At 62.9% G+C, this 15251-nt stretch carries 15 protein-coding genes; 5 read left to right on the forward strand and 10 right to left on the reverse strand.

The genetic code is table 11. From position 1 onward, the window contains the following. The first annotated feature begins 10 nt into the window (after positions 1–10). On the forward strand, positions 11–1294 hold the full coding sequence (locus A6V37_RS20600; protein ID WP_064271984.1) for a cytochrome c: 1284 nt from the start codon (positions 11–13) through the stop codon (positions 1292–1294). A 96-nt stretch (positions 1295–1390) separates the two neighbouring features. On the opposite strand, the gene A6V37_RS20605 is transcribed toward A6V37_RS20600, so the two are convergent. The 9 genes from A6V37_RS20605 to A6V37_RS20640 form a co-directional block, all read right to left on the reverse strand. Continuing rightward, positions 1391–3103 carry a hypothetical protein gene (locus tag A6V37_RS20605; RefSeq protein WP_341272038.1) on the reverse strand — a complete coding sequence of 571 codons (1713 nt, stop codon included), beginning with the start codon at positions 3101–3103 and terminating at the stop codon, positions 1391–1393. Then, positions 3078–3404: a hypothetical protein gene (locus tag A6V37_RS42485; RefSeq protein ID WP_167361446.1), complete on the reverse strand. Its 327-nt coding sequence runs from the start codon at positions 3402–3404 to the stop codon at positions 3078–3080. The genes A6V37_RS20605 and A6V37_RS42485 overlap by 26 nt, the downstream gene beginning before the upstream one ends. A gap of 778 nt (positions 3405–4182) precedes the next feature. After that, positions 4183–4839 (reverse strand): amino acid ABC transporter permease, encoded by a 657-nt coding sequence (locus A6V37_RS20610; RefSeq protein ID WP_064271986.1) that lies wholly within the window; start codon positions 4837–4839, stop codon positions 4183–4185. Between the two features lie 2 nt (positions 4840–4841). Further along, positions 4842–5588: an amino acid ABC transporter permease gene (locus tag A6V37_RS20615; RefSeq protein ID WP_064271987.1), complete on the reverse strand. Its 747-nt coding sequence runs from the start codon at positions 5586–5588 to the stop codon at positions 4842–4844. Positions 5589–5608: 20 nt separating this feature from the next. Further along, positions 5609–6442 (reverse strand): transporter substrate-binding domain-containing protein, encoded by an 834-nt coding sequence (locus A6V37_RS20620; protein WP_064271988.1) that lies wholly within the window; start codon positions 6440–6442, stop codon positions 5609–5611. A gap of 65 nt (positions 6443–6507) precedes the next feature. After that, on the reverse strand, positions 6508–7581 hold the full coding sequence (locus A6V37_RS20625) for an ABC transporter ATP-binding protein (protein WP_064286289.1): 1074 nt from the start codon (positions 7579–7581) through the stop codon (positions 6508–6510). A gap of 51 nt (positions 7582–7632) precedes the next feature. Continuing rightward, positions 7633–8526, reverse strand: coding sequence for an ABC transporter permease (locus tag A6V37_RS20630; RefSeq protein ID WP_064286290.1), 894 nt, complete (start codon positions 8524–8526; stop codon positions 7633–7635). After that, the gene (locus A6V37_RS20635) at positions 8523–9476 is read right to left on the reverse strand and encodes an ABC transporter permease (RefSeq protein ID WP_064286291.1); all 954 of its coding nucleotides are present in this window, start codon (positions 9474–9476) and stop codon (positions 8523–8525) included. Before A6V37_RS20635 ends, A6V37_RS20630 begins: the two co-directional genes overlap by 4 nt. Beyond that, positions 9473–10567 carry an ABC transporter substrate-binding protein gene (locus A6V37_RS20640; protein WP_064271992.1) on the reverse strand — a complete coding sequence of 365 codons (1095 nt, stop codon included), beginning with the start codon at positions 10565–10567 and terminating at the stop codon, positions 9473–9475. The genes A6V37_RS20635 and A6V37_RS20640 overlap by 4 nt, the downstream gene beginning before the upstream one ends. Before the next feature lie 513 nt (positions 10568–11080). Here A6V37_RS20640 and A6V37_RS20645 point away from each other — a divergent pair. Next, on the forward strand, positions 11081–11974 hold the full coding sequence (locus A6V37_RS20645; RefSeq protein WP_064271993.1) for a LysR substrate-binding domain-containing protein: 894 nt from the start codon (positions 11081–11083) through the stop codon (positions 11972–11974). A 47-nt stretch (positions 11975–12021) separates the two neighbouring features. On the opposite strand, the gene A6V37_RS39320 is transcribed toward A6V37_RS20645, so the two are convergent. Next, positions 12022–12312: a hypothetical protein gene (locus A6V37_RS39320; RefSeq protein ID WP_242665973.1), complete on the reverse strand. Its 291-nt coding sequence runs from the start codon at positions 12310–12312 to the stop codon at positions 12022–12024. Positions 12313–12504: 192 nt separating this feature from the next. On the opposite strand from A6V37_RS39320, the gene A6V37_RS20650 reads away from it, so the two are divergent. The 3 genes from A6V37_RS20650 (at position 12505) to A6V37_RS20660 (ending at position 15217) form a co-directional block, all read left to right on the forward strand. Further along, positions 12505–13707, forward strand: a complete 1203-nt coding sequence (locus A6V37_RS20650; protein ID WP_244174048.1) for an acyltransferase family protein — start codon at positions 12505–12507, stop codon at positions 13705–13707. 77 nt (positions 13708–13784) lie between these two features. Next, positions 13785–14429 carry a DUF1326 domain-containing protein gene (locus tag A6V37_RS20655; RefSeq protein ID WP_064286292.1) on the forward strand — a complete coding sequence of 215 codons (645 nt, stop codon included), beginning with the start codon at positions 13785–13787 and terminating at the stop codon, positions 14427–14429. Next, the gene (locus A6V37_RS20660) at positions 14426–15217 is read left to right on the forward strand and encodes a DUF2182 domain-containing protein (protein ID WP_064271996.1); all 792 of its coding nucleotides are present in this window, start codon (positions 14426–14428) and stop codon (positions 15215–15217) included. The genes A6V37_RS20655 and A6V37_RS20660 overlap by 4 nt, the downstream gene beginning before the upstream one ends. Positions 15218–15251: the final 34 nt, after the last annotated feature.

Consider the following 15251-nt stretch of genomic DNA (forward strand, 5'->3'; position numbering starts at 1 on the left):
GGAGCCCGACATGAACAGCACACTGAAGGGTTTCGGTGCGGCATTGTGCGTGATGCTGCCGTTGCTCGCGCAGGCTCCGGCGCGGGCGGCCGCGCAGGCAGCCGACCCGGCGCTGGTGCAACGCGGCGCCTATCTGGCGAAAGCCGGCGATTGCGCGGCCTGTCATACGGCGCCGAAGGGCAAACCGTTCGCGGGTGGCCTGCCGATGACCACGCCGATGGGCAAGATCTACACCACCAACATCACGCCCGACCCGCAGACCGGCATCGGCGGTTATACGGAAGAGGACTTCGCGCGGGCGATGCGCGAAGGCGTGGCGAAAGACGGCCACAACCTCTACCCGGCGATGCCGTATCCGTCGTACGCCAAGGTCAACGACGACGACGTGAAAGCGCTCTACGCGTTTTTTATGAGCGGCGTGGCGCCGGTGCAGCAAGCGAACCGCGAGCCGGATATCCAGTGGCCGTTGAACATGCGCTGGCCGTTGAAGTTCTGGAACATGGTCTTTCTGGAGAAGGGCGTCTATCAGGACAAGACGGGCAAAGACGTGGCATGGAATCGCGGCGCCTATCTGATCCAGGGGCTGGGGCACTGCGGTTCGTGCCACACGCCGCGTGGCATTGCGTTCCAGGAGAAGGCGCTGGATGAAAGCGGCAGCGCGTTCCTGACCGGTGCCGCGCTCGACGGCTGGTTCGCGGCGAACCTGACCGGCGAGCACAACGTTGGCCTCGGCCGCTGGAGCGATCAGGATCTGCAGGCGTTCCTGAAGACCGGCGCGAATCGCCATGCCTCGGCGTTCGGCTCGATGACCAGCGTGATCAACAACAGCACGCAGGCCATGAACGACACCGACATCGCGGCCATGTCGACGTACCTGAAGTCGCTGCCGCCGGCAGGCGGCAGCGGTGCGCCGCCGTATACGTTCGATCCGCAAGCCACCAGGGTGTCGTTGAACCGTCCGGCGAACGATGCCGGTGCGCGCGTGTACACGGCGTATTGCATGCACTGCCATGGCGTCGACGGACGCGGCTTCGCGCCGATGCTGGCACCGTTGTCCGGGAATCCGAACGTGCTCGAGAAGGACCCGTCGTCGTTGATCAACGTAACGCTGAACGGCACTGAAGACCTGGTGATTGGCGGCATCCCCGCGCCGTATCCGATGCCGAAGTACGGGCCTGTGCTCAACGACCGGCAGATCGCCGACGTGCTGACCTTCGTACGGGCCGGATGGAACAACGGCGCGCCGGCGGTGACGGCGGCGGACGTGGCGAAGCTGCGCCAGGCCGCGCGATAAAACGAAGTGCCTGTGGCCGAAGAAGACCGCTGCCATTGCGGTCTTCTCCGTCCTCCAGGCACTTCGTATTTTGCGAATCGCCCGATGCAGGGTTCGTTACTGACCGGTATAGCCCACCGGCACCGTCGAGTTGGATTTGGCTATCGACGCGTTGGTTGAGACCACATACAACGGCGACTCGGTAAGCGTCAGCGGCACCTGGCCGTTGCTATAAGCCACGGTGGAAGGGTTGCCCATCACGTCGAGTACCGTGACTTTTCCGCTCGTTCCCGGCGCATCGACCTGCAGGGAATAGCTCACGGAATAGCTCTGTGAGTACGCGCCGTTGATGGGCCACTGCGCGTTGTTATGCGTCCACATCGCCGTGATGACCTTGCCGCCGCCCAATTGCTGGAAAGCGTAGCCGTACACGTACAGCGGCAGATTGTTGAGCGGCCCCAGCGTGTTCGTGCCGTCGAGCACATGGGTCATGGCCGCGAATACCATGCCCTCGGGTTTCGGGCTCAGATTGGTCGCGCTGTACGAGCCTTGACTATCCACGAGGTCGAAGAACGACCCATAGCCCGCCGGCGAACCCGGGAAGTCGGGGCCAAAGAAGAAGGTGGTCATCTGCGCGCCCTGACCAAGGATGATGATGTGCGCGCGGGCCGCCACCACCGCCTGGGCGTACAGCTGGTTCGCGTTGATGGCCGTTGATCCGTAGCCGATGCCACTGTCGTAGCTGATCCCCAGCTCGGTCATCCATAGCAGCATATTGGGCTTGCACGACTGCATGGTCGCCCGCAACGCCGCCATCTCATTGTCGAGCGCATTGGCCGCAGTGGCCGGATCGGCCCCGTCCTGCAACTCAGGCGGATTCGACGGCGTGGTCGGCGCGTTGTAGTAACCATGGGTGGACACACCGTCCAGGTAGTTGCACAAACCGCTCGACTGATATTGCTGCAGCCAGTTGCCGGTCGCCTGATCGTTGTTGTTGGGGAATGAATTGGCGACGCCCATCACCATGGCCTTGTTGTCCGTCAGGTGCAGCGCGCCGTAAACCGTCTGATAAAGCTTCACGAAGTTGGCGCTGGGATACACCCAGCCGAGCGACGGCTCCCATGTGACCTGATAGTAGTTGTAGCGCTGGTTCGGGTAATACTGCGCGCCGATCGACGCCGAGTCGGTGCCCACTTTCTGCATGTAACCCGAGTACTCGGACAGGTTTTTCGGCAACGAGTAGCTGTCATTGAACTGACCTGTGGACGAGTCCCACGCCGGGATGCCGTCGAGCCGGATCAGGCGCATGATCTGCGGATTCGCGGCGTAGAACGGATCGAGATCGCTGACGTTCGGCGTATAGGTGTTCGGTCCGTTCGGCTCGCCCCAGGACTGCTCGCGGTCGTCGATCGTCCACGAAATGCCGAGGGCAGAGAGTGCGGGGCCGTTGTCGTTGAAACCCTGCATGCCAAAGCGGTGCTGGTCCGGGTAGCTGTAATTCACCGCGGGGACCACCGAGGGCGCGGGCTCGATCCCGAACGTCGCGATTCCCGCCGGCCGGGTGCCCGCCGCGGGCAGGCTGCCGCCTGCCTTGGACAGCGACGCGCCCACTGCGAAATAGCCGGCCTGCGTGCCGCTGCACGACAGTGTGTTCGTCTGGGTGCCGGGTGCGGCCGTGAAACTGTTCCGCGCGACCGTATTGCCCTGGTAATCGGTGATTGTCCAGTTGACGATATCGGTGGCGCCGGTTTGGGTGGTGAACACCAGCGTGAACGTCTGGCCGTTCGCGAAGACTCGCAGGCCGTTACTGTCGGTTGCTTCGGCAGTCACTATTCCGTTGGCGGTGCCACCGCTGGTCGTTGATGGCGACCTGCAGGAAATCGCACTTGGAGTGGGCGTTGGGGTTGGCGTTGGGGTTGGTGTTGGTGTTGGAGTCGGGGTTGGCGTCGGCGTCGGCGTCGGCGTTGGCGTCGGTGTCGGTGTTGGTGTTGGTGTTGGTGTTGGTGTTGGTGTTGGTGTTGGTGTCGGTGTTGGTGTTGGTGTTGGTGTTGGAGTCGGCGTAGGCGTAGGCGTAGGCGTAGGCGTAGGCGTAGGCGTAGGCGTAGGCGTAGGCGTCGCCACAGCTGCCCAACAATGCTTCGTATACCCAGGTGCCGGATCAACCCCGAATGCACTGACATTGCAGCGCGCGCTGTTGACGAACTGTTTAGTCGTGTACCTCAGTGTGGGGCTCGTGATGCCAAAGATCACGTTCTCAGTTTTGCCCCTGAACGAGCACGTGCCGCCCTGGTCGGCGCACCAGATGTAAGTCACTCCGCCGATGACCAGATTCGGCTGTCTGGCTTGTGCAACGCCAGCCAATAACGCAGAAGCCGCTAATGCCAGAGGGGTGATCTTCATTTTTCTTCACTCCGGTGAGCCCTGATGATCTCAAGCCGGGGGATGCGGCCGTCGATCTGGAGGCCTCTGGAAGGTGCAACCAGGGGAGCCTCACAGCGTTCTGCGAACCCGCGCAATGTCAAAGCAAGCCGAGGTACGAACGCGCGTGGACGCAGGTACGTCGAAACAGTGGTTTAAAGCGGGTGTCTGGATCGATGAGAGCGCAGTTCCATCTTTGCGAACTCGGCCGTCGGCATCCTCATCAACAGAGGATTGCTAAATTTTTATCCAGATTGCCTGAAGCGGCATTGGCGGATGCAGTCATTCATGCGACCGTCACGTGAAAGACTCTAGCCGCGACAGACGGGCGCACGGTGCCATTATCAAGTTGAATATCGCCATCGCACGAACTTTTAATTGGTCTAACCGTGCGGGGCGGAATGATGCGACGAATCGTCATGCGATTCGCCGGGACGTGCAGTAAGCGCGTGAAGAACACGCGGCAAGCGTCGCGCTTGCCGCCTGCCTGATCAGCGGTGCTGCCCGACCTTCTGACGGCGTTCGAGCACGCGGGCGTACCACGTCAGCGGGAAGCACATGGCGAAGTAAATCATCGCGACCATGCCGTAGATCGGAAAGGGGCGGAACGCGGCGTTGGTGATCATCGTGCCGGTCTTGGTCAACTCCGTGAAGCCGATGATCGACGCGAGCGCCGTGCTTTTCACCACCTGCACGAGAAAGCCGACCGTCGGCGCCACCGCGATTTTCAGCGCCTGCGGCCACACGATATAGCGCAACTGCTGGCCGAACGTCATGCCGAGACTTGCGCCCGCGGCCCACTGGCCGCGTGGCACGGCCTCGACGCAACCGCGCCAGATGTCGACCAGATACGCGCTCGTGTAGAGCGTCAGGGTAACGGCGGCCGCCACCCACGGCGATACGTCCACGCCGAGCAGCGGTAAGCCAAAAAACGCGAGAAACAGCTGCATCAGGAGCGGCGTGCCCTGAAACACTTCCACATACAGCACGACGATGCGCCGCAGCCAGGCGATCGGCGACACGCGCATGGCGAGCAGGATCAGCCCGACGAGGCCTCCGCCGACAAAAGCGATCAACGACAGCAACACCGTCCAGCGGGCGGCGAGCAACAGATTGCGGGCAATGTCCCACAGCGTGAATTCGACCATGATCAGCGCTCCGTGGGCAGGGTGCGGGCGGCGCGCCACGCGAGGCGGGTGCGCCATGGGCGCGGCGCGCTGTCGCTGCCGCGTGTTGCGCGGCCCGCGAACAGGCCGCGTCCGAGCCGGTTGAGGAGTTGCCGTAAGACGATCGACAGCAACAGATACGTTGCGGTAATGATCACGTAGCTCTCGAACGAACGGAAGTTGCGCGACTGGATGAAGTTGGCCGCATAGGTGAGGTCAGGGACCGAGATCTGCGAGACCACGGCCGAACCGAGCATCACGATCAGCACCTGGCTGAGCAGCGCGGGAAACACATTCGCGACCGCCTGCGGCAGCACGACGAAGCGGAACACCTGGCCCTTGTGCAAACCAAGCGCCTGGGCCGCCTGCACCTGCCCACGCGGAATCGAATCGATGCCGGCGCGCACAATCTCGATCGCGTAGGCGCCGAGATTGACCGTCATGGCGAGAATCGCGGCCTGGATTTCGTCGATATGAATGCCGAGGCTCGGCAAGCCGAAGAACACGAAGAACAACTGGACGATGAACGGCGTATTGCGGATCAGCTCCACATAGCTCGCCACCACCCAGCGTGCCCATTTCGGCCCCGCCACCGCCACGCTCGCGCCGGCAATGCCGACGATGCCGCCGAGCGCGGTCGAAACGGCGGTAAGCCCGAGTGTCACGCCAACGCCGCGCGCCAGCATCCCCGCATAAAGGCCGAAGCCGCTGAAATCAAAGGCATACGTCATGACGGTCCGCAAAAAAAAGTTCAGAGATCGGCCGGTAGCGGCGCGCGCAGCCACTTCTGCGAAATCGCGTTCATGGTGCCGTCCTTGCGGGCCTTGGCAATCGTTTCATCCACCTTCTGCTTCAGGCGCGGCTCGTTCTTGTTCAAACCGACGTGATCCGGCGAGCTGAACAGCGAGAACTTCTGTTCCGGATCATTCGCGGGATGCCGCGCAAGAATGGTGGCGCCGACGTCGTTGCCGACGACCATCAACTGTACCTGACCAGAAAGAAACGCCGAAATTGCGCCGTTAGGATCGTCGAAACGTTTGATGGTCGCCGTGGGCGGCGCGATTTTGCTCACGCTCAGGTCTTCCAGCGTGCCGCGCGCAACGGAAATCGACTTGCCGGCGAGGTCGGCGGCACTCTTCACCGGCAGGGCTTTCGGACCGAACACGGCGAGGTAATAGGGTGCGTAGGGCTGGGAAAAGTCGATGACTTTTTCGCGTTCCGGCGTCTGGCCGACGGATAGCAGCATGTCGGCCTTATGGTCGGCGAGATAGGCCATGCGGTTGTCGCCCGTGACCTGCACCAGTTCGACCTTGGCGTTGAGCGCCTTGCCGATCAGATTGGCGACGTCGATGTCGTAGCCCATCGGCTTCATGTCCGGGCCGATCGAGCCGAACGGCGGATAGTCCTCGAACACGCCGATGCGCACCGTGCCCGACTTGGCGATGTTGTCGAGCGCGTCCGCATGCGCGGAGGACGGCAACGCGCACAGCGCGCCGAGGCCGGTGAAGGCGAGCGTCGCCGCGAGCGTGGCGAGGACACCGCGGGCGCGGCGGGTGTTGGATGAGGCAAGGTGGCGCTGGTTCATGGTCGTTCCTCTGTCGAAAATGCCGCTATTGGAATGGTGTGGTGGCGTAAGTCGGGTGGCGAAACTCAGTGCGCGGCGCGCGCCGCGATCAGTTTGCACGCGTGCGGTGGCAATTCCGCGAGCACCGGCATGCCGAGCGCGAGCCCGGGTGTTTCGCGCGGCGTGGTCGCGGCGGTCAGCGTGAACCCGGCGCAATCGATGGTGGCTTCGAGCGAGGCGCCCACGTCGCGAATGAAGGTGACGGTGCCCGTCAGCCGGTTCGGGCCGGCCGTGTCGGAGGCCGCTTTCACGCACACGTCCTCGGGACGGATCAGGAGGCGGATGTCGCTGCCGGACTCCGGCACGCGCGCCGCTTGCGCGACCGCGATACGGCGGCCGCCCGGCAGGCTTACGCCGCCCGCGCCGTCGTAAGTGACCGGCAGGATATTGCCGAGGCCGATGAAGTCGGCCACGAACTCGCTAACCGGATCGCGATAGATATCGAGCGGCTTGCCGACCTGGGCGATGCGGCCTTTCTCCATCACCACGATCTCGTCGGCCATCGTCATGGCTTCGCGCTGGTCGTGCGTGACCATGATCGTCGTGATGCCGAGGCGTTGCTGCAGCAGGCGGATTTCAACCTGCATCGCCTCGCGCAGCTTGGCGTCGAGCGCGGAGAGCGGTTCATCGAGCAGCAGCAGTTTCGGTTGCGACGCGATCGCGCGCGCGATCGCCACGCGCTGGCGCTGGCCGCCGGAAAGTTGCGTGACCGGCCGGTTCGCCATATGCGGCAGCTGGATCAGTTCGAGCAATTCGGCGACGCGGCGGCCTTGCGCTGCCTTGTCCGTTTTGCGCAGTCGCAGCGGATACGCGACGTTCTCCGCCACCGTCAAGTGCGGAAACAGCGCGAGCGACTGGAACACCATGCCGAAATCGCGCCGGTTGGCCGGCACGCGTGTGATGTCGCGGTCGGCGAAATGGATGTTGCCGGAAGTCGGCGTCTCCAGCCCGGCGATCATCCGCAGCAGCGTGGTCTTGCCGCAGCCGGACGGGCCGAGGAAGCACACCAGCTTGCCGTCGGGCACGTTCAGATCGACGCTGTCGACGGCGTGGGCGGCGCCGAAGCGGCGGGTCACGGCTTGCAAGGTGAGATGGGTCATCGAATGCTCCAGCAAATGGGTGTCGTGAACGCGCGTATGCAAAAGATGCGCTCAGAGCGCCACGCCTTCGTCGCCGATCAGCTTTTCGAGCAGCCAGATCAGCGCGAAGTCGATCGCGACAATGAAAACGGCGAAACAGAACACGGTCGGATCGAGCGACGACACCGTGCGGCTGTAGAGCCATACCGGCAGCGTCATCGTGTCGATGCTGTAGAGAAAGAAGGTCACCGTGAACTCGTTGAACGAGACGATGAACGCGAACAGCATGCCGGCCAGAATGCCGGGGCGCATGAGCGGCAGGATCACGTCGACGAGCGCGCGGCCTGGACTTGCACCCATCACACACGCGGCTTCCTCGAACTCCGGACCGATCGAGGCGACCGACGCCGCGCAGTTCTTCACGGTAAACGGCAACGCCAGAATCACGTGCGCGATGATCAGGCGGAACACGCCGAGTTCGACCGGCAGCACGTTGAACACCAGCAGCAGCGACAAGCCGAGCATGACGAGCGGGTAGACGAGCGGCAACGCCACCAGTTGTTCGACCGCCGGCTTGCCACGGAAGCGGTAGCGGCTGAGCGCATAGGCGGCGGGCACCGAGACGAGCGTGGCAATCACCATGGTGGAGAGCGCAACAATCAGACTCGTGCTCAATGCGGCGCCCATCGAGAGCGTGTCGCTTGCGTCCGGTGAGACGAAGCTGTGCCACGCGGCGCGATACCAGTGAAGGCCGTACGCGTGCGGCGGAAATTCGAGCGTGTCGGCCGCGCTGAACGACATGGTGATCATCGTCAGGATCGGCAGCGCGGCGAGGAACAACACGACCGCCGCGAGCAGCGCGGTGGCCTTGCCGAGCTGGCCCGGCATCGTGACCGGCCAGCGTTGCGGCGAGGACGAGCGGGGCGGCCGCGACGGCAGGCGCGAGGTTTGAATGGGCGTACTCATGCGTGAGGTTCCTCGGCAAGACGCTGCGTACGGCGCACGAGGCGCTGCGACAGCGCCATCACCGTGAGCGTGGCGATCATCAACACGACGCCTGATGCGGAGGCCGCCGGCCAGTTGAGCAAGGGCGCCACCTGATCGTGGACCAGCACCGCGAGCATCGGCACGCGGCGTCCGCCGAGCAGCAGCGGCACGGCGAACGCGCTCGCGTTGTAGGCGAACACCAGCAACGCGCCCGATACCAGGCCGGGCATGGCGAGCGGCAACAGCACGTGGCGCAGGGTTTGCCAGCGCGTCGCGCCGAGCGTCGCGGCGGCTTCCTCATACGAGCTTGACACCGCGCGCATCGCGCTCGAGAGCGGCAGCACGGCGAGCGGAAACGCCGTCTGGATCAGACCGAGCAACACGCCATGCTCGCGATACAGCCACATCACCGGACGCTGGACGAGGCCGCTGCCGAGCAGCGCATGATTGAGCAAGCCCGCCGGCCCGAGAATGATCAGCCAGCCGTAGCCTTGCAGCAGCAGATTGACGAGCAGCGGCAGCAGCACGCCGGCGAGCAATAGCCGCCGCGCGAGCCGCGACTTGGTGCGCGCCATGGCCAGCGCGACCGGAATCGCAAGCAGCACCGCGCTGATCATGCTTTGAAACGCGAGCTTCAACGTAAGCCACAACGACTTCATGAAGTAGCCGTCGAGCAGGTCCGTGTAGTTCTGCAGCGTGAAGCCGTGCCATTCGTTGCCTTGCGCGCCGAAACTCATGCGCAGCACGACCAGCGCCGCCGCGCCCAGCACGGCGAGAAACAGCAGGATGGGCGCGAGCAGCAGCCACGGACGCGCCTTGGCCATCGCCGTGGCGGGCGGCGCGTCCGGGCCGGGTGTGCGTGCGTTGTCCGCCGCCGCGCGTGCGCTCGACGGAGCTCGCCGTGAAAAGCGCGCAAGCATCGTACTCATGCCGCGAAGATTTCGGTGTAGCGCTTGATCCACGCCGGCTGCACGGCCGCGAGCGCCTTGTCGTCATGCAACACGGCCTTCTCGGCGATCTGCTGCGGGCTCGGCACGAACGCGCGGCTTTCGGCGGGAATCACCGCTTTCGAATTGACCGGGCCGTTCAGCACGTCGGCGGCCATGCGGCCCTGCACGCCGGCATCGAGCGAATGATTGATGAAGGCATGGATCAGGTCGCTGTCGCCCGGATGCGACTTCGGGATGACCGTGAACATCAGCTGCGTGGCGAAGCCTTCCTTCATGCCGTAGGTCACGCCCATCTTGTACTCGGGCTTGCGGATCTGATCGGGGAAGAAGGCCGGCGAATAGATGCCGCCGATATCGAGCGAACCGGTGCGGAACAGGTCGGCCACCTGGTTCGGGTTCTCGCCGAGCGTCATCACGTGATCTTTCAATTCCATCAGCTTCTTGAAGCCCGGCTCGATGTTCTGCTGCGAGCCGCCGTTCATCTTCGCGGCGATGATCGCGAGGTCCACCGCTTCGGCCCACTCGGGCGGCGGCAGAAAGAGGCGCCCGGCGTATTTGCTGTCCCACAGCGCTTCGTACGAGGACGGCGCGGTCTTGACCGTCGACGTGTTGTAGATCAATCCGTCCGACCACAGCAGATAGCCGATGCCAAAGCCGTTCGCGCCGGTGCGGTACTGCGGCGCCACGTCTTTCAGGTTCGGCAGCTTGTCCAGATCGGGCTTCATCAGCAAACCGGCATCGCCGAGGCCCGAGGCCCCGACGCCGGCCAGCGTGATGACGTCGTAGGTGGGACGGTCGCCCGCGGCCTTGACCTTGGCGACCATGCCCGAGGTGCCGTCGGCGCGATCGGCGATCACTTTGGCGCCGGTCTTTGCCGTGAACGTGGCGGCGATGTTGCGCAGCGCGGCGGCGCCGGTGTCGTCCGACCAGGTGAGCAGGCGCAGCGTCTTGCCGCTGAAGTTATGTTCCTGCGCGCGCAGATTGATGAACGGCATCGGCAAAGTGGACGCCGCGAGTGCCGCACCGATCGTCTTGATGGCCTGCCTTCTACCCCGTTTGATCTCTTGCATGGCGGTCTCCCATATTGAACGCCTGTTGCCTGCTTGCCGTGGCGGCAAGCTTTGCCGGATGTGCTGCGTGTGATGCACTCTAGGTTTGCCAAAATCCCCCAACAAACGAAATATGCGCATGGCCGGCATGACGTAATCTCATGCATGGGCCCGCGAACGACCTGCGCGGCGGATGCCGGTCAGCCGGCGGGAGTACCGGCACGGTGGCGTATGCGGGTTAACGTCCATGTTTTGCCGGTCGTCGAAGGGTCGTGGGAGGTATGAGGAAAGCTCGGTTCTGGTGCGGTTGCCGGCGTGTTTGCCCCGCCGTGGTGCGGCGTAGTGCCGACGCAGTGCGGTTTCGGGCGACGCCATGAGCCGAATGCATGAGCGCCGTCGCGGCTCGCCTCTCGTGCCGCGTTTTCTGATGGCGTATGCTGTCGGCGTGGCAGGTGTATCGGAAATATGTCAGCGTGTCTGAAGACCTGGGCCGCCATGCCTGCGTAATGATTTTTTCTAATCCCGGATATCCCGATGCGACGCCTCCCGCCGCTCAACGCGCTGCAGATTTTCGAAACGGTCGCGCGCCATCGCAGTTTCACGCGCGCAGCCGACCATCTGTGCCTGACCCAGGGCGCGGTCAGCCGGCAAATCATCGCGCTCGAGGACTACTACAAATTTCCGCTTTTCAAGCGCCACGCCAAAGGATTGACGCTGACCGCCGAGGGGGAATTGCTGCTGCCTGCCGTGAAGGAGAGCTTCGCGCGAATCGAGGAGATTTCACTGCGTCTCACCCGGCAGCGTACCGATCTCGCGCTGAAGGTGCCGACCTGCGTGATGCGCTGGATGCTGCCGAAGATCATGCGCTTTCAGACCGAGTATCCCGAGTTGCACGTGCAGATCACGACGACCTGGCAGCACGACGTCGATTTCCAGCTCGAACCGTTCGACGCGGCGATCATCTACGGTTCGTCGCCGGGGGCGGACGTGCAGGCGGTGCCGTTGTTCGAGGAGCGTCTGACGCCGGTGTGCGCGCCCGATCTGCTGAAGGACAAGCCGCTCGCCAAGGTGGCGGATCTGGCGCGCCATACGCTGCTGCATCCCACGCGCGATCATCGCGACTGGAAGATGTGGCTCGCCAAAGTGAGCGCCGAGGAAGCGGCGCAAGCGCCGGAGATCGACGCCGGCCACGGCCCGAGCTTCGACACGCTCGACATGGCGACCAATGCCGCGTTACAGGGCTTTGGCGTTGCGATCAGCGACCTTGCTCTGATTGACGAAGACGTCGCGGCGAAGCGGCTGGTGCGGCCGTTCGATACGGTGCTCAAGACCGGCTGGCGGTATTACTTCGTGTATCCGGACTCGGTTGCGCATCAGCAGAAGCTGAATCTGTTTCGCGACTGGATTGCCGCGCATTGGGAGGAGTAGGGCGGGCCGAGCGTGTCATCGGCCCGCTCGGGCCGAATTGATCGTTGTTATTGCGCAGCCGGTGACACAGTGCTCGGCGTCGCTAACGTGTTGTGACTCCCGGGAGGGTTGGTGAGGGACGTCGAGCTATTGTTCGTGGTATTCGGCAAACCCGTGTTAGCTGCCCCGGCGCTCATGCCGCTTTCCGAACTGGTGGCGCCAGGCGTGCCGTAGCCGCTCGTTGGCGCGGCCGGTGACCTGGTGGTCGGGGTCGCCAGCGTATTGTTGCTCTGTGCATACGCCCCAGCCGACAGCGTGATTGCGGCGATTGCCGCGACTAATGTGCTGGTTGCCTTCATGACTCGCTCCTCCTTATTGGATTGGAATTGCAACGCAAACGATCCATCGTCCATCAAGTTTATGAAAGCGATTGCGAATAATTAAGCACCTTATTCGCAAGGATGAATTTCGGTTTTAGAAATAGCCCTTCAGCACGCGCGCATTCCGACGCAACCGGGGAAGCGGATTAATTTCGCTATTGTTTTCGATTTTTGTCGTGTCCAGCGGAGGCAGAATCGTCACAGACAGAATATGAGGGAGACAAGATGGCATCCATATCGAATCCGTTAGCGCCTTCAAATCTCAAGAAGTCTCTCAAGCTGGATGCCATCCGGTTTCTCGCGGCTTTCTGGGTTTTGATGTACCACTTTCGACCGCCCGCATTCAAAGAACTGCTGCCGCATCGGCTGGCCTTTCTGGGCAGCGCATTATGGTCGGGATCGACAGCGCTATTTGCAGGCCCCGCCGCCGTCATCGTTTTCTTTGTCATTTCCGGTTATTGCATTCACAGCGCATATCAAAGGGACGTCACGCTTAAACCGATCAGCTATTACGCGTCCAGATTTGTCCGCATCGGGTTGCCGTTGGTTATCCTGCTGTGCCTCGTCCAACCTCTGCCCACCGGGCAAAACTATCTCGAGTCCGTGCTGTGGTCGCTCTACTGCGAGATGGTCTATTACGCCGTATATCCGCTCTTGCGCGCGCATTTCCGGTACATCGGCGAAATGATCGTTGGCTGTGCGATTGTCGCCGGCGTGATGGTGGCAGTGGTCCGTCTCATTGGGCACCCGGCATGTCACAGCTGTGTGTACGAGACGTATGGCGTTCCGGGTACAGCTTTGCTGTATGCGGCCGGCTGGATTTCCGGTTGCCTGATCGCGGAAACGCAGCGCAACTCGACGCGATTCAACGTTCGCAGCGCCTATTCGCCGCTCACCATGCTCATCCGTCGCGGCCTTGATATGAGCACGCGGTTCCTCTCGCACCACCTCGTCGCGTTAAGGGTGACCGTTGTTATGGCAGGCGCGGCCATCATGATTCTGCTATCCGGGTCGAGTCTCAAACCGGCGTTCGTGCCGCTCGTCACGCCGGACATCACGCTTCCGCTTTTCCAGTTCCTCGCGGCAATCTGGATCGCGACGGAGACAGTCACGCCTTCCGCGTCGAGCATATGGTCCAAACTCGCTGCCTTGGGCGCATGGTCCTACAGCCTCTATCTTTGTCACAAGATGGCGCTCGCACTGCTGGAGATGACGCAATTTGACGCTACGTCCCGATTCGCGTGGTTCGTGCAGGTCGCCCTGGCGTTCGTCATCAGCTACGCATTTTATCGGCTGGTCGAGAGGCCGTCCCATGGGGTTTCGCAGCGCCTGCGCAAGTACACATCGGACGCCCCGCCCGCGCCCGCTGCGTGACGATTTGACTTCCCTAACCCCTGCCATACACTAGATTCGAAGCACGCTACTCGTCGCGGAGTACAAGGAGAACAACCATGACTCCCTGGGAAATCGAAGGCACGGAACTCATGACCTGCAATTGCTCATACGGTTGCCCGTGCCAATTCAACGCACTGCCGACTCATGGTTTCTGCGAAGCGATGGGCGCCATATCGATCGGCAGCGGGTACTACGGCGACGTGCGACTCGACGGCGTCAAGATCGCGGTCGTGTTTCAATGGCCGGGACCGGTCCACGAAGGCAAGGGCAAGTGCCAGCCGATCGTCGACGAACGCGCCAGCCCGGAGCAACGCGAAGCCATTCTGAAAATCATGACGGGGCAGGACACCGAGCCGTTCGCCACGATGTTCGCCGTGTACGCATCGACCCTCGAGCAGGCATTTGATCCGATCTTCACGAAGATCGACTTCGATGTCGATGTCGATGCCCGACGCGGTCGGATTCATGTCGAGGGCGTATTCGACGCCGTCGGCGAGCCGATCCGCAATCCGGTGACGGGCGACGAGCATCGCGTTCGAATCGACTTGCCGCACGGTTTCGAATACGAGCTTGCCGAAATCGGCTCGGGCACCAGCCGCTCGCAAGGAAACATTGCACTGGACCTCAAGGGCACCTACGCGCAGTTCGCGCGACTGCATCTGAATAACAAAGGACTGGTCCGGCATCGCGCTGCCGCATGAGCAGCATCGAATCTCTCCTCGGACGCGAGCGCGTCATCACCGCGCTCGGCATCGTCGCGGTCGTCGTGTTCTCGTGGGCCTACTTGTGGACGGGCGCCGGAGTCGGCATGTCCGCACTCGACATGACGGCCGTCGCGCTGTTCCCGCATCGGTTGGCAGACGGTGGCGGGGAAATGGATCCGTCGCTGCTGACCGTGATCCTGATGTGGTGGGTGATGATGATCGCGATGATGACGCCCAGCGCGGCGCCGCTCATCCTGTTGTATCGGCGCGTATTGCGTCACCACGACGCAATCGAGGCTCGGTCGGCCATTGCGTCGCTGTGTCTGCTGGCCGGTTACCTGATTGCCTGGCTGGCTTTCTCGATCTGCGCGGCGCTGCTGCAAAAGGGGCTGCAACCGACCGGCCTCATTTCTGAAATGATGCTGTGGTCGAAGAGCGCGCTCCTTTCCGCGATCGTGCTGGCCGCGGCGGGCGTCTATCAGTTCTCGCCGCTCAAGCGCGCCTGCCTGGCGCAGTGCCGTTCGCCCGTGAATTTCCTTACCGCGCACTGGCGTCCAGGCGTCGCGGGCAGCTTCCTGCTCGGGATGCGTCATGGCATTTACTGTGTGGGCTGCTGCTGGCTGCTGATGGCGTTGCTGTTTGTCGGCGGCGTCATGAATCTCGTCTGGATCGCCGCGCTGTCGCTGCTCGTTTTCGTGGAAAAAATCCTGCCCGGCGGTGAAGTTGCCGGCCGCGTGCTGGGTGTTGCGCTGATCGCCTGGGCAGGTGTCACCCTGCTGGTGTGATCGGCTTCACTGTTCTCACGCGGTCATCGAAAAA

Origin of the sequence: Paraburkholderia ginsengiterrae, assembly GCF_001645125.1 — a bacterium.
In the GTDB taxonomy this organism is placed as follows: Bacteria; Pseudomonadota; Gammaproteobacteria; order Burkholderiales; family Burkholderiaceae; genus Paraburkholderia; species Paraburkholderia ginsengiterrae.